Below are 18,380 nucleotides of genomic sequence, written 5' to 3'. Positions count from 1 at the left end.
CTCGGGGGATTGGGCACTTCTGACGTAGATTTCTGCCCGTGACCGAGACTTCGTCCGCTGCCGTTGCGTCCGATCTTCCGCTCCTGGACACCGTGCACCACGCTGCCGGTGATCCCGACCGCGAGCAGCCCTGGGCCGAGCTCGGCCTGAAGGAGGACGAGTACGCCGAGATCAAGCGCATCCTCGGCCGCCGGCCGACCGGCGCGGAGCTGGCGATGTACTCGGTGATGTGGTCGGAGCATTGCTCCTACAAGTCCTCCAAGGTTCACCTGAAGCAGTTCGGCGAGATCCCGCAGGAGACCCCGGCCGGCAAGATGCTCGCCGGTATCGGTGAGAACGCCGGCGTGCTCGACGTCGGTCAGGGCTACGCGGTCACCTTCAAGGTCGAGTCCCACAACCACCCCTCCTACGTGGAGCCCCACCAGGGCGCCGCGACCGGCGTCGGCGGCATCGTCCGCGACATCCTCGCGATGGGTGCCCGGCCGGTCGCCGTCATGGACCCGCTCCGGTTCGGCCCGCTGTCCGAGGAGGACACCCACCGGGTGCTTCCCGGGATCGTGTCCGGCATCGGCCACTACGGCAACTGCCTGGGCCTGCCCAACATCGGTGGCGAGGCGGTCTTCGACGCCTCCTACCTCGGCAACCCGCTGGTCAACGCGCTCTGCGTCGGCGTGCTCCGCCACGAGGACCTCCACCTGGCCAAGGCGTCCGGCGCCGGCAACCTGGTGATCATGTACGGCGCGCGCACCGGCGGCGACGGCATCGGCGGCGCCTCCATCCTCGCGAGCGTGGAGTTCGACGAGGACGGTCCGGCCAAGCGGCCGAGCGTCCAGGTCGGCGACCCGTTCATGGAGAAGCTGCTGATCGAGTGCACCCTCGAGCTCTTCTCGGCCGGCATCGTCCGCGGCATCCAGGACTTCGGTGCGGCCGGTATCTCGTGTGCCACCTCCGAGCTCGCCGCAGCCGGCGACGGGGGCATGCACGTACACCTCGAGCGGGTGCCGCTGCGCGACTCGACGCTCGCTCCGGAGGAGATCCTGATGAGCGAGTCGCAGGAGCGGATGATGGCGGTCATCGCGCCCGAGGACGAGGCGACCTTCATGGACATCTGCGCCAAGTGGGACGTCGAGGCGGCCGTGATCGGCACCGTCACCGGCGAGGGCCGGCTGCGCGTCGACTGGCACGGCGAGACCATCGTCGACGTCGACCCGACCACCGTGGCCCACGACGGCCCGGTCTACGAGCGCCCCTACGCCCGCCCGTCCTGGCAGGACGCGCTGCAGGCCGACGTGGCCGAGAAGCTGCCGCGCGCGGCCTCCGCCGAGGAGCTGCGTGAGACCATCCTGACGCTGGTCGCCTCGGAGAACCTGTGCGACAAGTCCTGGATCACCGAGCAGTACGACCGCTACGTCCGCGGCAACACGGTCCTCTCCCAGCCCTCCGACGGCGGCATGATCCGCGTCGACGAGTCGACCAACCTCGGTGTCGCGCTCGCGACCGATGCCAACGGCCGCTTCGCCAAGCTGGACCCCTACGCCGGTGCCCAGCTGGCGCTGTCGGAGTCCTACCGCAACGTCGCCTCCGTCGGCGCCAAGCCGCTGGCCATCTCCGACTGCCTCAACTTCGGCTCCCCCGAGGACCCTGACGTGATGTGGCAGTTCGCCGAGGCCACCCGGGGTCTGAAGGACGCCTGCCTCGAGCTGGGCATCCCGGTCACCGGTGGCAACGTCTCCCTCTACAACCAGACCGGTGAGGTCGCCATCCACCCCACGCCGGTGGTCGCGACGCTCGGTGTGATCGAGGACGTCACCACGCGTACGCCGTCGGACTTCCAGGCCGCCGACGAGGTCGTCGTGCTCCTCGGTGAGACCCACGAGGAGCTCTCCGGCTCGGAGTGGGCCCACGTCGTGCACGGTCACCTCGGCGGGCTGCCTCCGAAGGTCAACCTGGGTGCCGAGAAGGCGCTGGCCGAGCTGCTCGGCGAGGCCCGCTTCATCACCTCCGCCCACGACCTCTCCGACGGTGGCCTGATGCAGGCGCTGGCCGAGCCGGCGATGTCCTCCGGCATCGGCGTCTCGGTCACCCTCGCCGGCGACCCGTTCGTGGCGCTCTTCTCCGAGTCGGTCGCCCGTGCGGTCGTCACCGTCAAGGCCGACGACGTCGAGCGGCTCACCTCGCTCGCCGAGCGTCACGGGGTCGCGGCGACGAAGCTCGGTGTGACCGGGGGCGCCACCTACGCGATCTCCTACGACGGCGGCGCCGTCGAGATCCCGCTCGAGGAGCTCACCGGCGTCTGGCGCTCGACGCTGCGCGACGCGCTGGCCTGACGGTTCGCCCGCCGCCGCGGCTTGCGGTGGATGATCCACTCGGCGATCAGCAGGTTCACGACCCAGCTGACCCACGCCGAGGCCGCGGCGGCTCCGGCGAGCGTGGGGTCCTCGGTGCCGATGTCGGCGCCGGTCATGACCTCGGGCACGAAGATCATGATCAGCACCATGCCCCAGAAGCGGTTGGCGACGATCGAGAACGCCATCGCGTAGCTGCGGTACATCCACTCGCGGTGGTCCTTGAACCGCCGCTGCCGGGCGGCGCGGTAGCCGAGCACGGTGAACAGCAGGAACAGCAGCGCGAGGAGCGTGTTGCCGACCTGCTGGGAGGGGCCGGCCACGGGGAACTGGCTGGTGACCAGCGCCGCCACACCCGTCGGGATCGCGGTGACGACGTAGGTGCGGCCGGTCCAGCGGTGCACCGTCGGATGGTTGGTGCGCAGCCAGGGCCACAGCTGGAGCACTCCGCAGCAGAGCATCACCGAGCCGAAGAAGATGTGCGTCACCAGCGCCGGGTAGAAGGCCGGCCCGCGGTCGGTCTCGACGAGCGACTGCGACGGGTCCAGCCCGACATACCGCGGCAGTGCCGTCATCAGGAAGATCACCGTCACCGCGGCCAGCGGGAAGACCCACCATTGGCGCGCCAGAGGTCGTGGAGGTGTGCTCATGGGCCGTCCGATCTAATAGCGTATGGCATTAACTGTTTATAGAGTACGCAGATCCGATGGGCGGTCAACCGGTTTCGGGAAGGAGCAGGGCATGATGGACGCGATGAGCTCTGACCTGATCCCTCGTCTGTGGGGCAAGCCTCCGGCCGGCCGACGCGGCCCCAAGCCGGCGCTGAGTGTCGCCCAGATCGTCGAGGCCGCCTACGTCATCGCTGATGAGCAGGGCCTTGCGGCTGTCTCGATGGCCCGGGTGGCCGAGGCGGTGGGCTGCTCGCCGATGGCGCTCTACCGGCACGTGAAGAACAAGGATGAGCTGCTCATCCTGCTCGCCGACCGCCTCAGCGCGGAGCTCCCCGCGCCGTCGCGTGACCTGGGGTGGCGAGAGGGCCTGGCGGCCTGGATGCGCGCGCAGGTCGACCTGGCGCTCAGCAAGCCGTGGTTCCTCGATCTGCCGCTCGGCGCGTCGCTGCCCGGGCCCAACCGGCTCGCCTGGCTCGACCTGGGGTTCTACTACCTGCGCGAGGTGGCGCTGCCCGCCGAGGAGAAGCTGGCGATCCTGGGGATCATCGCGCAGTACGGCCTGGGTGAGGCGAGGATCGAGGTCGAGGCTGCTCGGCTCGCGGAGAACCCCTACGCCTCGTTCGAGCAGATGCTCGTGACGTACGCGGATCCGGAGCGCTTCCCGAACCTGATGGAGTCGATGGCCACATGGCGGCCTGCCGGGCCCGGTGAGGGATCCGATTCCGACGACCCGTCCGCGTTCGGGCAGAGCCTGCTCATGGCCGGGATCGCTGCCCACATCGAGCGCCACATCGAGCGCCACATCGAGCGCAGCGCCCCAGAGTAAAGGCCGATACCCTGGCGGGGATGTCCCCCCACCTGCATCGCCCCATGTCCTCTGTCCTCGTCCTGCTGCTGGCGGCCGCCGCGCTGCTCGTCGGCGCTGGTCCGGCTTCCGCGGGGGAGGGTGGCACGATCAAGCGGCTGGCCAACGCCGCGCGGGCCGACGCCGGTCTCGACCCGCTCACCCGCGACTCCGCTCTCGACGGGCTGGCGCGGAAGTGGGCCTACAAGATCGCCGCCGACGGGGAGCTCTCGCACAACCCCGACCTCGCCGAGCAGGTGCCGGAGGGGTGGCAGGGCGTCGGGGAGAACGTCGCGATGGGCTACCCGACAGGCGCCGAGATGCACCGGGGCTGGATGGGCTCCGACGGGCACCGCGCCAACATCCTGGGCGACTACACCCACATCGGGATCGCGTTCGTGGAGGTCGACAACACCACCTGGGGCGTCCAGGTCTTCGCGAAGTACCCGCCGGGGGTGCGGCCGACCGAGAAGCCGAAGACCGCCGCACCGGCACCGACCGCGCCGGCGACGACCGAGGCGCCGAACCCTCGCCAGGCCGCGAAGCCCAAGAAGTCGGCGACCTCGTCGCCGACCCCGTCGCGTACGCCGTCGGTCTCCGCATCGCCGTCGGAGTCGCCCTCGGCCTCGCCGTCGGAGTCGGAGTCGCCTTCGGCCCTGGCCGGGAGCGACTCGGAGACGGCGGGCCCGGTGACCTTCACCGACGCCTCGGACGGACCGACTCCTTCCTCGAGCGGGCTGTTCGGGATCGGCTACGTCGAGATCGCCGTCGCGGTGCTCGGGCTCTCCGCGCTGGGGCTGCTCATCGCGTTCCTGCTGGCGTGGCGCCGGGGCCGCGAACGGCGCCGGCGCGACCTCGAGGCCACTCGGCCGATGCGGCCGGCCGGACCCTACCCCGGCGGTGGACCGGTCCATCGGGGTCCGGTCCCTCCCGTCCACTCCGTCCGCCCCGGCTACCCTGGCCGCCCCGTCCCGGGTCCTCCCGTTCCGGGTCACCCCAACCCGTACCCGGGCGGCCACCGCCGGTGGTAGGCGCCTAGTCGGTGACCGCCGCGGTCACCGGCTGAAGGCTGTCGGCCGGAGCCGGCCGAGCCGAAGGCGTACGCCGGAAGACGACGAACGCGATGACCGCCGAGACCGCCATCATCGTGACCGGCAGCCAGAACGCGACCTGAAGCGCCTCGGCGGCCAGGGGCGCGACGGCCACGCGCTGGGCGGGTGACACGGTGCTGAGCGCGCCGACACCGTCGCCGCCCAGCCCCGGCAGGCGCGCGGAGAGCGCGGCGGCCAGGAGAACCGAGACGCCGGCGGTGCACAGGGCGGTGGCGACCTGGTTCATCACGTTGATCATCGTCGATCCGGCCGGGATCGCGCTGTCCTCGAGGTAGCGGGTGGCGATGGTCATCGTCGGCAGCATCACGAACCCGGCGCCCGCGGTCGCGATCGCGTGGGTGGTGGCCAGGAGCGACATCGGCGCGTCGGCGCTCAGCTGGAGCGCCAGGGCGCCGAAGCCGAGGGTGGCGACCACGATGCCGGAGCCGATCACCGGCAGCGGCGGGAAGCGGTCGATGAGCCGACCGGAGATCTGGATCATGATCCCGGCCGCGATCCCGGCAGGAGCCATCAGCAACCCCGCGGTGGTGGCGGACTCGCCGCGTACGACCTGCCAGTAGAGGGGCACCAGGATCATCGAGCCGAAGTAGCCGCCGGCGAAGCAGACCAGCAGCGCGGCGCTGCCGCCGGTCAGGCGACGGCCGAGGAGCCGGATGTCCAGGAGCGGGGCCGCGGCGCGGAGCGCGTGCCGCACGAAGAGCGCCACCAGGACGATCCCGGCCCCGATCGGCACCAGCACCTGAGCGTCGAGGAGCGTGCCCTCGGCGAACGATGTGCCCAGGACGAGGAGCGCCATCGCGGGAGGGAGCAGGAGCAGGCCGCGTACGTCCAGGCGGGCGCTCGGCCCGCGGTCCAGGCGCGGGAGGTTACGCAGGCCGAGGATCACGCCGAGCACACCGAGCGGCAGGTTGATGAGGAACATCCATCGCCACGACATGGTGTCGAGCAGCCAGCCGCCGAGCACCGGTCCGAAGACGGGGCCGACCAGCACCGGCAGGCCCATCAGCGCCATCAGTCGGCCGCGCTCCTCCGGCGGCGCCGAGCGCAGCGTCAGGGTCATCGCGGCCGGCATCACGAAGCCGCCGCCGAGCCCCTGCAGCACCCGGAACGCGATCAGCGACTCGACGTTCCAGGAGGCCGCGACCAGGCCGGAGCCGACGGTGAAGACACCGATCGCGGTCAGGAAGACCTGACGGGCGCCGAACCGGCTGATCGCCCACGCGGCGGCCGGGATGACCGTCGCCAGGGCGAGCGTGTAGCCGGTGGCGACCCATTGGATCACGGGTAGCGAAGCGCCCGTCTCCTGGGAGAGACGGGCGATCGCTACCGCGACGATCGTGATGTCGATCGGGATCATCACCGTGCCGGCGATGACGGTGAGCACGATCGTTGTCGGGCTCGGGGCGGTTCGGGGTCGGGGTGTCATGCGTCCAGTCTGGAAGCTAAAGTGAACTTGAGGTCAAGGGGTTTCGGCCCGACCGTTCAGCTCGACCGCTCCATGGTCCGTACGCCGACCAGCACTCCCACCACCGCGACGGCCGCGCCCGCGACGAAACCGCTGGCGACGACGTCGAGGGGGAACTCACCGGCGAAGAGCGCCCGCTCCGCCTCCACGACGTACGTCATCGGGTTGATGTCGCTGAGGAACGTCAGCCAGCCGGGTGCGCCGTCGAGCGGGAGCAGGACACCGGAGAGGAGCAGCAGCGGGAAGATCAGCATCTGCTGCACCGTCCAGAAGATCCAGTCCTGCTCCTTGGCGGCGGTGGCCAGGGCGAAGCTGAACGCGCCCAGCCCGATCGCGAAGAGCGAGACGATGACGGCGCCGACCAGGACCCCGCCGAGATGGAGGTCGAAGCTGAACGGGGTCACCACGGCGAGGATGACCGCGGCCTGGAACAGAACCGGCACGACCTCCTTCAGGGCCCGTCCGACCAGGAGAGACGGCCGGGAGAGGGGCGAGACCAGGAGCCGCTCGTGGGAGCCGGAGCGGATCTCCGCGGTCAGGTCGGCGCCGGTCATCGAGGCGCCCATCAGCGCGGTCATCACGACGATGCCCGGCACGAACCACTGCAGCGCGCTGCCGTTCTCGACGGTGGGCAGGAGCGGTGCGAAGAGGCCCAGGAAGACCAGCGGCTGCACCATCGCGAAGAGCATGGAGGCGGGCTGGCGCAGCTTGGGAGTGAGCTCGCGGACCAGCACGGTCCAGGTGTCGGTGAGGAACCCGGTCGGCCTGCTCAGCGGCTGGGTCGTACGTCGGACCTGGGTGGCGGGGATGGTGAGGGTGGTCATGCTGCTGCTCCTTCGGTCTGGGTGGTGGTGGAGTCGGCCGACTCGCGCAGGCTGCGGCCGGTGAGGTCGAGGAAGACGTCGTCGAGGGTGGGGGCGTGGACCTCCATCCGGATCGCCGGCGTGCCGTGGGCGGCCAGGTCGATGGCCATCGCCGGGGCGCTGTCGGCACCGCGCGGGGTGCGAATCGAGACCTGCGTACCGGCGCGCTCGATGAGCGTCGGACCGGTCAGCACCGACTCGGCACGGGTGGCGGCGGCGGTGGCGTCGGCCTCGTTGCCGAAGCCGAGGAGCACGAGGTCGCCGAGCCGCTCCTTGAGCCGGGTGGCGGTGTCGTCGGCGATCACCACGCCGTGGTCGACGACGATGACCCGGCCGGCGAGCGCGTCCGCCTCCTCCAGGTAGTGGGTGGTGAGGACGATCGTGGTGCCGTCCTCGTGGAGCCGGCGGATCTGCTCCTGGAGGTTGGCGCGGTTCTGCGGGTCGAGCCCGGTCGAGGGCTCGTCGAGGAACAGCACCTCGGGGTGGTTGAGCAGCCCGATCGCGATGTCGAGACGCCGCCGCTGGCCTCCGCTGAGCGTCTGGACCGGACGGTCGGCGTGCTCCTGGAGGTCGAAGGCGGCGAGCAGCTCGTCGATGCGCGCCTTCGCGGCGGCCCGCGGGATGCCGTGGGCGCGGGCCTGGGACATCAGCTCGTCGCGGCCGCGCTGGACGAAGGCCGCGGCGTTGCCCTGGCCGACGTAGCCGATCGAGCGGCGGACCGCCGCGCGGGAGCGTACGACGTCGTGGCCGGCGACCTCGGCGGTGCCGGAGGTGGGCGGGATGAGCGTGGTCAGCATCCGCAGGGTGGTCGACTTGCCGGCTCCGTTGGGGCCGAGGAAGGCGACGAGCTCGCCCTGGTGGATCTCGAGGTCGAGCCCGCGTACGGCCTCGACGGTCTTCTTTCCGCGGGTGAAGTGCCTGGTCAGAGCCTCGGTGCGGATCACCGGCCGCTGGTTGGTGTGGTTCGTCATGTCTCCAGCCTCTGAGGTCATCCGGCCAGTTTCTGTCCGCTTTTGAAAATTTTTTGCGAGATCCGGTTTAGAAGTCCGGTGAGTGGGTAAGAGGGAGATAGCGCGACGACGGTCGGCTCGAGGAGGGGGCGAGCCGACCGTCGCGCGATCTCGGGCTGGTCTTCGCGAATCAGGTCACGACCTGGCCGCAATGGCGCTTAAGGTCGTGGCATGAGTACGAGCGCCCGGATGCTGCAGCTCCTCTCCCTGCTGCAGACCCACCGTTTCTGGCCCGGCACGGAGCTGTCCGTACGCCTCGAGGTCAGCGAGCGCACGCTGCGCCGCGACATCGAGCGGCTGCGCGATCTCGGCTACGACGTCGATGCCACCCGCGGGGTGGCCGGCGGCTACCAGCTCCGGGCCGGCAACGCGCTGCCGCCGTTGCTGCTCGACGACGAGGAGGCGGTGGCGATCGCGGTCGGGCTGCGTACGGCCGCGGCCGGCCTGGTCGCCGGGATGGGCGACACCTCCGCCCAGGCGCTGGGGAAGGTCGTCGCGCTGATGCCGCCCCGGCTGCGCCGGCGGATGGACGCGGTGACCTCGCAGACCGACTCCCTCCCGTGGGGTGGCCGGGTGCCCCTGGACGCCGGTGTGCTCGGCGTCCTGGCGCAGGCCTGTCGCGACGACGAGGCGCTCACCTTCACCTACCAGGCGCCCGAGGCCGAGCCGACCCAGCGCCGCGTCGAGCCGCACCGGCTGGTCACGCTCGGCAACCGCTGGTATCTCCTCGCCTACGACCGGGTCCGCCACGACTGGCGCTCCTTCCGGGTCGACCGGATCAGCGACCCGACGACCACCGGCCAGACCTTCCGTCCGCGGGAGATCCCCGGAGGCGACGCGGCCTCCTACGTGCAGGCGGGGATCCGCTCCCGGGCCGCGACCTACGACATCTGTGTCCTGATCCACGTCGAGCCCGACGTGGTCGCGCGGCGGGTGGGGCGCTGGGGCGAGGTCGAGGCCGCCGAGGGCGGCTGCCGGCTGCGGATGCAGGCCGACGACCTGGGCTGGCCGATGATGATCCTCGCCGGCGTCGAGGCCGAGTTCACGGTCGAGCAGCCGGCCGAGCTGGCCGAGCTGGTCAGGCAGGCGGGGGAGCGGTTCGTCCGCTCAGGCGTTTCGGGTTAGCCACTCCTCGCGCAGGAGTCCGTAGACCACCAGGTCCCGGCGTTCGCCCGGGTAGGCCTGCGCGCCGCGCATGGTGCCCTCGTGGGTGAACCCGAGCCGCTCGGCGACCGCACGGCTGCGCTTGTTGCGGACCGAGGTGTCGATGATCGCCCGGGCGATGTCGTACTCGTTGAAGAGCGTGTCGAGCAGCGCCGAGACTGCCCGGGTGACCAGGCCGCGGCCCTCGTAGGCCTCGCCCAGCCAGTAGCCGATCGTGGCCGACTTCTCGTAGAGGTTGATCCGCGCCGTCGTGGCGCCGGCCACCTGACCGTCCTGGCGGATGACGCACGGGATCGCCTCGCCCTTGACCCACTGGGTCAGCAGGTAGGTGCCGAAGCTGGAGATGCTGATCATGGACTGGTCGGCGTGCGCCCACGGCTCCCACTCGCGCAGGTGGTCGAGGTTGGCGTTGATGAGCTTGTGGACGGCGAAGTCGGTCGATCGGTCGCGCAGGACCATCTCCGCGCCGTTCCCGAGGTCGATGCTGAACAAGGTGTTCTCCTACTGAGCCGGACCGGAATCTGGATGGTAGTCGTCCTGCAACGCATCCAGGAGCAGGGTGCCGTAGGCACGCATCTGACCCAGCACCGGGACGACCTCGCCCTCGAAACGGCAGATGACTGCGTACGCCGCCCGCCGGCCGGCCATGTCGAGCAGTCCGACCTCGGCGCGGACGCCGTCGTCGGTTCCGGTCTTGCTCCACACCTGGACGCCGTTGTCGGGGTTGGTGTGGGCCAGCGGGTCCAGGCCGAAGGCGGAGGAGACCATCGACAGGTCGGCGGACGGCGCCAGCCAGGACAGGACGGTGGGGTGCGGCGTACGGAAGTAGGAGACCCAGTCGGCGGCGCAGCCGACGGAGAGCGTCGGCGGGTCGTCCGGCGTCCGTACGTCCCGGACCGAGTCGTTCAGCATCGACCCGCCCGGGGCGAGCCGCGAGGCGACGGCCTGGACCGGGGCGAGCCCGACGTGGCCGAGGAGCACGTTGGTGGCCAGGTTGTCCGAGACCGCGCCGACCAGCCGGGCGCAGTCGGTCAGGGTCAGCGCGGGCGCGTCGAGGTGCTGCCACAGCCCGCTGTCGGCCACCGGCTCGACGCTGTCCTTGCGCAGCGTCAGCTGCCCGAGGGACGGGTCCGCGTCGAGCAGCTCGGCGAGGTGGTGCAGCAGGAAGAGCTTGCCGATGCTGGCGGTCGGCAGCAGCAGATCCGGGTCGGACTCGATGAGCACCTCCCCGGAGCCCGCCTCGACCGCGAGGATCGACCAGTCCGTCCGTGAGGTCATGGACCCGAGACTAGGCAGAGGTCGATGACTGCTCCTCGCGCAGCTCGCCCACGACCTGGATCTTCTGCCAGATCTTGCGGGAGAGGTCGACGGTGAGGCCCTCGACGGTGCTGACGGTGTCGAGCACGACGTTGTCCTGGGAGTCCTCGGCGCACAGCGCGGCGGTCTTGCCGACGAGGCTGAGCAGCTCGGAGCAGTACTCCAGGTAGTGGATCAGCTCGTCGGCGTCGAGCGTGAGCCGGACGCTCGCCGAGGTCGGCGTGAAGTCCGCACGCAGCCGCTCGGGGTCCTTGGTGAGCTGGTGCATGTCGATGATGTGGGCCAGCGAGCGCAGCCGGTGGAGCAGCTTCAGCGCTCGCGACCGCAGCAGCCGCTCCGGGATCGTGTAGAGGAAGAAGATCGCGACCGCGGCGAAGATGAGGTCGTTGACCGTGCTCTCCATCAGCGGCAGCCACTGGACGCCGGTGAGCGTCTCGTCGGCGAACGCCGTCGCGAGGGCCCAGACGATGGCGACCAGGGTCAGTGCGAGGACGGCCACGATCAGCGTACGAGAGACAACGCGGGTCCAGCCGAGCCGACGGCGGAGTCGGTCCCCGACGCCGGAGGACTCCCGGATCAGGCCGGCCAGCTCCTCGGCGACCTTCACCAGACCACGGTCGGGGAAGCGCGCCGCGATCCGCCCGCGCAGGGTCTCGACGGTCGTCAACACCATCGCCGACTCGAGTCTCTCCAGTCCCACGTCACGGAGCGTAGTGGTCGCGCGCCGCCGCCGCGGGCAACCGCCACAGAAAGGGGAACCTCTAGGCTGTCGACGTGCCAGCCCGACTCAAGCCCGCGGCCGCCGCCGACGTGGCCGATGCTCTCGGTCGCGTACGCGCCGGGGAGTCCGCCAAGGCCGATCTACGGCTCCTCACCAAGCACTTCCTCGCCGTGCTCGAGCAGCGTGCTCCGGGCAGGAGCGTCGAGGTGCGCGTCCCGCCGTACGCCGCGGTGCAGTGCGTCGAAGGCGTCCGCCACACCCGGGGCACCCCGCCGGCGGTGATCGAGACCGATGCGCTCACCTGGATCGCCCTCGCCACCGGGCAGATGACCTGGTCCGAGGCCGTCGACCAGGCCCATGTCAGGGCCTCCGGAGAACGCACCGACCTGTCGCCCTACCTGCCCCTGTAGGCCGTCGCCACTGAGGTTCGGCCCCGGCGACGCCCCGGCACGCACCCGGCGGCGTTGTCGTCGGTCGACGGCCAACACCGGGCCGCCTCCCTCCTCCGCCTTGCCGGCTACGCACCGGAACGCCACCGGACCGCGAACCTGAGCGGCGACGGCCTACTTGTAATCTCACCCTATGACCCTCTCCACCGAAGACATCAAGACCCGTGTAGACGAGCTCTTCCCCGGGATCCGCAAGGACCTCGAGGACCTGGTGCGGATCGAGTCCGTGAGCGCTGACCCGGAGCGGCTGAGCGAGGTCGAGAAGAGCGCGGAGAAGACGCGGGACCTCTTCGCGGCCGAGGGCTTCGAGGTGGAGATCGTGCGCGCCTTCGACGGCGCCCCGCCGGCGATCGTCGGTGAGAAGAAGGGTCCCGAGGGCGCCCCGACGGTGCTGCTCTACGCCCACCACGACGTCCAGCCCGAGAACGACCACGCCGACTGGGACACCCCGCCGTTCGAGCCGACCGAGGTCGGCGACCGCCTCTACGGGCGCGGTGCGGCCGACGACAAGGCGGGCATCGCTGCCCACATCGGCGCGATCCGCGCCCTCGGCGACGAACTGCCCGTCACCGTCCGCCTCTTCATCGAGGGCGAGGAGGAGGTCGCCTCCGCGACCCTGCCCGAGCTGCTCGGGAAGTACCAGGACAAGCTGAAGGCCGACGTCATCGTCATCGCCGACTCCGGCAACTGGGACATCGGCGTCCCGGCGCTGACCACGTCGCTGCGCGGTCTCATCCGCGTCGACGTCGAGCTCCGCACCCTGGGCCACGCGGTGCACTCCGGCATGTGGGGCGGTCTGGCTCCCGACGCGATCATGGCTCTCGTACGCCTCCTCAACACCCTCTGGGACGAGGACGGCGCTCCCGCGGTCGAGGGGCTCGTCTCCGGCCCGGCGGCCGACGTCGACTACCCCGAGGAGCGGCTCCGTGCCGAGTCCGGGGCCATCGCCGGCCTGCAGTGGGTCGGCAAGGGCAGCGCCGTCGAGCGGATGTGGACGCAGCCGGCGATCACCATCACCGGCCTGGACGCCCCCAAGGTCGACGGCGCCTCCAACACGCTGTCCCCGAGCGCGCGCGCCAAGGTCACCATCCGGCTCGCCCCCGGCGACTCCGGCGAGAACGCCGTCGCCGCGCTCACCCAGCACCTGGAGAAGCACGTCCCGTGGGGCGCCGAGCTGACCACCAAGGTCGTCGACACCGGTGAGCCGATCGCCCTGGACACCACCGGTCCGGCCTACGACGCGGCCCGCGCCGCCTTCACCGAGGCCTGGGACGGCACCGCTCCGATCGACATGGGTGTGGGCGGCTCGATCCCGTTCATCGCCGAGTTCCTCGAGGCGTTCCCGCAGGCCAGCGTGCTGGTCACGGGCGTCGAGGACCCGGACACCCGGGCACACGGCGCCAACGAGGGTCTCCACCTCGCCGAGTTCAAGAAGGTCGTCGTCGCCGAGGCGCTGCTGCTCCAGAAGCTGGGCGTCTAGATGTACTCGGCCAGGAGGTTGGTGACACTCCGGGTTGGTCGTTGACGGAGCGAAGACCTCCGGGTGCGGTGGTTGCTGTCTAGGTCATCCACCATCCGGAGGTCTTCGTGTCCCACCGTAATGCCCGGCTGAACTTTCGTGGTCGGCAACTCTTGGTCCAGCGAGTCTGCGAGGACGACTGGACCGTCGCACACGCGGCCAAGGCCCAAGGTGTCTCCCGCCAGTGTGCCCACCGCTGGATCAACCGGTTCCGTGCCGAAGGCGAAGCCGGCCTACACGACCGGTCTTCGCGCCCGCGCCATTGCCCGACCCAGACACCAGCCGTGGTCGAGGAAGCGATCGTGGCCAAGCGCCACCAAGAGCGCCGCGGCCAGGACTGGCTCGGACCCGAACTCGGTGTCCCCGCACGGACCGTGGGCCGGGTCCTACGCCGCCACCGGGTCCCCTACCTGCGTGAGTGTGACCCGCTGACCGGCGAGGTCATCCGGGCCTCGAAGACCACCGCGGTGCGCTACGAACGCGACCGCCCCGGTGAGCTGGTCCATGTCGACGTCAAGAAGATCGGCAAGATCCCCGACGGCGGCGGCTGGAAGGCCCACGGCCGAGAAAGGGGCCAGAGCGGCGCACAGAAACGAGCCCGGATCGGCTACGACTACGTGCACTCGATGGTCGATGACCACTCCCGGATGGCCTACTCCGAGATCCTTCCCGACGAGAAGGGCCACACCTGTGCCGGGTTCATCCTGCGCGCCGCCGACTACTTCGCGGCCCACGGCATCACCCGCATCGAGCGTGTCATCACCGACAACCACTTCTCCTACCGCAGATCCAACGACGTAGCCGAGGCGATCACCACGCTGGGAGCCAAGCACAAGTTCATCAAGCCCCACTGTCCCTGGCAGAACGGCAAGGTCGAGCGATACAACCGCACCCTGGCCACCGAATGGGCCTACCGCCAGGTCTACCTCACCAACACCGACCGAACAGCAGCGCTTGCGCCATGGCTCGAGCGCTACAACACCACCCGACGCCACAGCGCACTCACAGGACTCCCGCCGATCAGCCGACTGTCACCAACGTGACGGCCGAGTACATCTAGACGCCGAACAGCGTCACTGCCACCTGGGTGCCCGCACCTGGGGGTGAGGCGATCTCGAGCGCCCCGTGGTGGCGGGTGACGATCTGGTCGACCAGGGTCAGCCCGAGCCCAGCTCCGCGCGAACCACCGAGCGCGGAGTTGGTGCCTCGGAAGAACGGCTTGTAGACCTCGGACAGCTCCTCGGCGGCGATGCCGACTCCGGTGTCGGCGACGATGATCGTGACCTCGTTGCCGGCGCTGTAGAGCATCACCTGCACCCGCGATCCCCGGTAGCTGTAGGTCAGCGCGTTCTTCACCAGGTGGAGGAAGGCTGCCCGCAGCTCGCGCGGGTCACCGACGACGTACGCAGGACCGGTCGGTGTCGTCAGGACACACTCGATGTCCTTCTGAGCGGCCTCGGGATCGAGCTCGTCGAGCACGTCGTCGAGCATCTCGGAGACCTCGATCGTGGTCTCGCCGGGCGCGTTCGCTGGGTCGCGGATCCGGGAGAGCAGCAGGAGGTCGCTGACGATGCCCTCGATCTGGGCGCTGCGTACGGTGAGCGTCTCGACCTGGACGATCCACGGCAGCGTGTTCGGCTGCTCGGCGCTCAGCGCGTTGAGCGAGGTGCCCAGGGCGTTGACGGGGATCCGGAGCTCGCGGGCGACGGCCTCGATCAGCTGGTTGCGCTCGCGGTCGGCGTCGGCGAGCTGGCGGGCGAGGTCTCGCTCCTGGGTGTAGGCGTTGGCGGTGAGCACGATGCGCCCGAAGTCACGGCCGAGCTCCATCGCCAGTCGGCCCTCGGCGTCGGTCCAGATGGGCCGCCCGGGCGAGCGGAGCAGGACGATGTGGCCCAGCCATTCGTGGTCGGCGCCGACCGGCACCACCAGAGCGCTCTCCGCTCCCAGGGTCTCGAAGAACTTGTCGGCCACCGCGGCCTGCTCGTTCCACTCCGCGGAGTTGTTGATCCGATCACGGCACATGATCGAGTAGGTGCCCTCCGCCCAGTAGCGGGAGGTGTTGCGCGAGGTGAGCGCGGCCAGGCCCGGATCCGGGTCCCAGTTGAGGCCCGGGGTGGCGTGCACGATCATCTCCCGGTGGGGGCCCTTGGTCGCCATCCAGATGCCGTCGGCACCCAGGCCGCGGATCAGCGCGTCGTGGCTGGTGTCGAGCACGTCGGCGAGGCTGAGCTTGGAGCTGGCGTCGCGCAGGAACTCCTTCGCGGTCTCCAGGTTCGCGGCGCGCTCGTAGAGCCGCTCGCGCTCGAGGTAGCCGAGCACCACCCGCCGAGCGCGCTTCGCGAACCGGTTGAGCACCCGGCGCTGCGTGAAGTCGGGCCGGCGGCCACTGACCGGCATGTCGATCGAGAGGCAACCCTGGAGGGAGCCGTCGTCGCCGTAGATCGGTGCGAGCAGCATGTCGTGGGGGTGCCAGGCGTCGGGGGCGTCGATCATGTTGGTGGTGGAGACCCAGCTGCCCTCGTGAAGGTTCACCCGGTCATGAGGAATGAACCGCCAGGCGCCCCAGTTCTCGCCGCGGGAGAGGTTGACCTCCACCTCCGAGAGTGGCCATCGGGCACCGAGGACCTCCTCAGCGGTCTCCCGCCGCCCGTGTGCTGCGTTGAGGCCGCTGGTGAAGCCGTGGATGGCGACCATCTCGACCTGGTCGCCGCGGACCACGTTGATCGCGGCGATGCCGAAGCCGAGCAGCTCGCAGATGCCCTCGGCGATCATCTGGAGAGCAGGGTCGACCACCGGCAGCGACGTCTTGCCCGGCGTGCTCGATGGCACGTCGAGGGCATCGACTGACTGTGGTGGGGGCATCCTTGCTCTCAGGTAGGTCGGTCAGGGCGGATGTTGCAACGGCGTGGCAGTCCTGAGGACCTGGGCACCACGGAGTGTTGCACGAAACGCACGCCTTGTGCAGGCGTAGACGGCCGTCTCGACCCAAATTGTGACGTTCGGTTAACCGAACGAGGTCGCGCCGTTGGCCAACGGAAGGACCAGCGAGACGCGGGTGCCGGTGCCGGGCTCCGAGCGCAGCGTCACCCGGCCGTCGTGGCGGCGCGCGACCCGGTCGACGATGCTGAGCCCGAGCCCGACGCCCTTCCGGCCGCCGATCGCCTGGCTGGTCCCGCGGTAGAACTCGGTGAAGACCTGCAGCTGCTCGGCCGCGGGGATGCCGACGCCGTTGTCGGTCACCGAGATCGCCGCCTCGCTCGCGCTCTCCACGATGTAGAGGCGTACGTGGCCGCCACGGTGCGTGTAGACCAGGGCGTTGTCGACCAGGCGCAGGATCGCCGCCTTGATCTCGCTGCGGTCGCACAGCACCTCGACGCTGTGGGAGGGCACGTCGAGGCTCACCTCGATGCCACGCTTCTCCGACTCGTACGTCCTCTGCTCGAAGATCTCGCGCAGCAGAGGTGCCAGATCGACGTAGGTCAGGGTCGGCCGCGAGGCGGGGTCGGAGAAGCGGGAGAACAGGAGCAGGTCGTCGACCATGGCGACCAGCTGGTCGGACCGGCTGATCAGGTTGCCGACCTGCTGGAACCAGGTGGTCGAGCCGCGGTCCTCGTGGCGCAGGGCGTCGATGCCCGTGGTGAGGGCGGTGAGCGGGTTGTGCAGCTCCTGTGCGACGGACTCGATGAGCCGGCTGTGCACCTTGTCGGCCGTGGCGAGCCGCTGGGCGAGGTCGCGCTCCTGGGTGTAGGCGTTGGAGGTCAGCACGATGCGACCGAAGTCGCGTCCGAACTCCATCGCGAGGCGTCCCTCGGCGTCGGTCCAGAGGGGGCGGCCGGCGCCGCGCACCAGCACGAGGTGACCCAGCGCCGTCGTCTCCACGCCGATCGGCACGACCAGGAGCGAGTCGGCCCCGACCGCGTCGAGGAACTCGATGCCGATCCGGGCGAACTTCCTCCGCTCGGCATCACCGTGGTGCTGAGCATGGAGAAGCAGGTCGCGGTTGACGATGGCGTGCTGGCCCTCGTTCCACAGCCGGGTGGCCTGGTGGGCCTGGTAGGCCTGCCCGGCGGCGACGTTGTTGCTGTCGCCGGCGTTCCAACCGAGTCCGGGGGAGGAGTAGACCACGGACCCGCCCTCCCCGTCCTGGGCCTGCACGTAGAGACCGTCGGCGTCGAGACCTCGGCTCATCGCCTCCTGGGTGGCCTCGAGCACCCCGGTGAGACCGAGCTGGGAGTTGGCCTCGCGCAGGAAGCTCTGGGCCTCGAGCAGGTTGTTGGCCCGCTCCTCGAGGTATTCGCGCTGCAGCGTCAGCAGCACCGCCCGCCGGGCCTGGCGGGCGAACCGGTTGAGGATCCGCTGCTGCCGCCGGCCGGGCCTGCGGCCGTTGGTCGGGCGGTCGATGGAGAGTACGCCGACGAGCTCGCCGTTCTCGTCGTAGAACGGAGCCAGGAGCTCGTCGAGCTGGTGCCAGTCCTGCGGGTCCTTCAGGATGTCCTCGTCGGTGTCGGGGACCCAGTAGCCCTCCGCCTCGCCGATGGTGTTCTTCTCGTGCGGGACGAACTTGATGTCGCCCCAGTCCTCGGACATGTCCAGCAGGTCGGTGACGACCGAGACCGGGAACCGGGTGCCGAGCATCTCGGCGACGGTCATCTCGCCCTCGACCGTGTGGCCGGTCTCGTCACCGTACGCGGCGACTATCTCGAACTCGTCACCTCGCCGGATGTTGATGACCGCGGCGCCGAAGCCGACGAGCTCGGTGACGCCCTCCGCGATCAGCTGCAGACCGGGGTCCGGGGTCGGGTACGCCTCGGAGGCGCCGTCTGGCACGTCCGGACCCTCTGAGGGCGTACTGGTCATGAGTTCTCCGCCGAGATGAAAATGCAACCCGTTCCCGGGGCGT

At 70.2% G+C, this 18,380-nt stretch carries 16 protein-coding genes; 7 read left to right on the top strand and 9 right to left on the bottom strand.

Annotated elements, in window-relative coordinates:
- Positions 1-38: 38 nt before the first annotated feature.
- On the top strand, positions 39-2,327 hold the full coding sequence (gene purL / locus ACWZJV_RS11040) for a phosphoribosylformylglycinamidine synthase subunit PurL (RefSeq protein ID WP_008360539.1): 2,289 nt from the start codon (positions 39-41) through the stop codon (positions 2,325-2,327).
- Here the strand turns inward: purL and ACWZJV_RS11035 are convergent.
- Positions 2,246-2,995 (bottom strand): DUF2306 domain-containing protein, encoded by a 750-nt coding sequence (locus ACWZJV_RS11035; RefSeq protein ID WP_008360541.1) that lies wholly within the window; start codon positions 2,993-2,995, stop codon positions 2,246-2,248. The two genes, purL and ACWZJV_RS11035, sit on opposite strands and share 82 nt — an antisense overlap.
- Before the next feature lie 103 nt (positions 2,996-3,098).
- Between ACWZJV_RS11035 and ACWZJV_RS11030 the strand changes: the two genes are divergently transcribed.
- Both ACWZJV_RS11030 and ACWZJV_RS11025 read left to right on the top strand, forming a co-directional pair.
- The gene (locus tag ACWZJV_RS11030) at positions 3,099-3,842 is read left to right on the top strand and encodes a TetR/AcrR family transcriptional regulator (protein WP_457181452.1); all 744 of its coding nucleotides are present in this window, start codon (positions 3,099-3,101) and stop codon (positions 3,840-3,842) included.
- 44 nt (positions 3,843-3,886) lie between these two features.
- On the top strand, positions 3,887-4,891 hold the full coding sequence (locus ACWZJV_RS11025) for a CAP domain-containing protein (RefSeq protein WP_457181450.1): 1,005 nt from the start codon (positions 3,887-3,889) through the stop codon (positions 4,889-4,891).
- Between the two features lie 4 nt (positions 4,892-4,895).
- Here ACWZJV_RS11025 and ACWZJV_RS11020 read toward each other — a convergent pair whose 3' ends face one another.
- From ACWZJV_RS11020 to ACWZJV_RS11010, 3 genes are read right to left on the bottom strand one after another with little or no spacing between them, the layout of a single operon-like run.
- The gene (locus ACWZJV_RS11020) at positions 4,896-6,398 is read right to left on the bottom strand and encodes a DHA2 family efflux MFS transporter permease subunit (protein WP_457181448.1); all 1,503 of its coding nucleotides are present in this window, start codon (positions 6,396-6,398) and stop codon (positions 4,896-4,898) included.
- A gap of 56 nt (positions 6,399-6,454) precedes the next feature.
- The gene (locus ACWZJV_RS11015) at positions 6,455-7,261 is read right to left on the bottom strand and encodes an ABC transporter permease (RefSeq protein ID WP_457181446.1); all 807 of its coding nucleotides are present in this window, start codon (positions 7,259-7,261) and stop codon (positions 6,455-6,457) included.
- A complete protein-coding gene (locus ACWZJV_RS11010; RefSeq protein WP_231380147.1) occupies positions 7,258-8,271 on the bottom strand; it encodes an ATP-binding cassette domain-containing protein in 1,014 nt (337 codons plus the stop codon). The genes ACWZJV_RS11015 and ACWZJV_RS11010 overlap by 4 nt, the downstream gene beginning before the upstream one ends.
- Before the next feature lie 210 nt (positions 8,272-8,481).
- Here ACWZJV_RS11010 and ACWZJV_RS11005 point away from each other — a divergent pair, with 210 nt between their 5' ends.
- A complete protein-coding gene (locus tag ACWZJV_RS11005; RefSeq protein WP_008360545.1) occupies positions 8,482-9,435 on the top strand; it encodes a helix-turn-helix transcriptional regulator in 954 nt (317 codons plus the stop codon).
- Here the strand turns inward: ACWZJV_RS11005 and ACWZJV_RS11000 are convergent.
- From ACWZJV_RS11000 to ACWZJV_RS10990, 3 genes are read right to left on the bottom strand one after another with little or no spacing between them, the layout of a single operon-like run.
- Positions 9,418-9,966 carry a GNAT family N-acetyltransferase gene (locus ACWZJV_RS11000; RefSeq protein ID WP_457181443.1) on the bottom strand — a complete coding sequence of 183 codons (549 nt, stop codon included), beginning with the start codon at positions 9,964-9,966 and terminating at the stop codon, positions 9,418-9,420. The two genes, ACWZJV_RS11005 and ACWZJV_RS11000, sit on opposite strands and share 18 nt — an antisense overlap.
- Before the next feature lie 9 nt (positions 9,967-9,975).
- Complete coding sequence (locus ACWZJV_RS10995) at positions 9,976-10,752, bottom strand: serine hydrolase (protein WP_457181442.1); 777 nt, start codon at positions 10,750-10,752, stop codon at positions 9,976-9,978.
- A 10-nt stretch (positions 10,753-10,762) separates the two neighbouring features.
- Positions 10,763-11,491, bottom strand: a complete 729-nt coding sequence (locus ACWZJV_RS10990; protein ID WP_457181440.1) for a hypothetical protein — start codon at positions 11,489-11,491, stop codon at positions 10,763-10,765.
- Between the two features lie 74 nt (positions 11,492-11,565).
- Here ACWZJV_RS10990 and ACWZJV_RS10985 point away from each other — a divergent pair, with 74 nt between their 5' ends.
- From ACWZJV_RS10985 to ACWZJV_RS10975, 3 genes are all read left to right on the top strand, one after another.
- Positions 11,566-11,922 carry a sterol carrier family protein gene (locus ACWZJV_RS10985; RefSeq protein ID WP_008360550.1) on the top strand — a complete coding sequence of 119 codons (357 nt, stop codon included), beginning with the start codon at positions 11,566-11,568 and terminating at the stop codon, positions 11,920-11,922.
- A 172-nt stretch (positions 11,923-12,094) separates the two neighbouring features.
- Positions 12,095-13,441 carry a M20/M25/M40 family metallo-hydrolase gene (locus ACWZJV_RS10980; RefSeq protein WP_457181439.1) on the top strand — a complete coding sequence of 449 codons (1,347 nt, stop codon included), beginning with the start codon at positions 12,095-12,097 and terminating at the stop codon, positions 13,439-13,441.
- A gap of 107 nt (positions 13,442-13,548) precedes the next feature.
- A complete protein-coding gene (locus tag ACWZJV_RS10975; RefSeq protein ID WP_457181115.1) occupies positions 13,549-14,523 on the top strand; it encodes an IS481 family transposase in 975 nt (324 codons plus the stop codon).
- Positions 14,524-14,536: 13 nt separating this feature from the next.
- Here the strand turns inward: ACWZJV_RS10975 and ACWZJV_RS10970 are convergent, their stop codons facing one another.
- Positions 14,537-16,309, bottom strand: a complete 1,773-nt coding sequence (locus ACWZJV_RS10970) for a sensor histidine kinase (RefSeq protein WP_196872675.1) — start codon at positions 16,307-16,309, stop codon at positions 14,537-14,539.
- Positions 16,310-16,483: 174 nt separating this feature from the next.
- A complete protein-coding gene (locus tag ACWZJV_RS10965; protein WP_040755884.1) occupies positions 16,484-18,307 on the bottom strand; it encodes a sensor histidine kinase in 1,824 nt (607 codons plus the stop codon).
- Between the last annotated feature and the right edge of the window lie 73 nt (positions 18,308-18,380).

It is taken from the genome of Nocardioides sp. WG-D5 (assembly GCF_054031175.1).
This window is presented reverse-complemented; position numbering and strand designations above follow the sequence as displayed.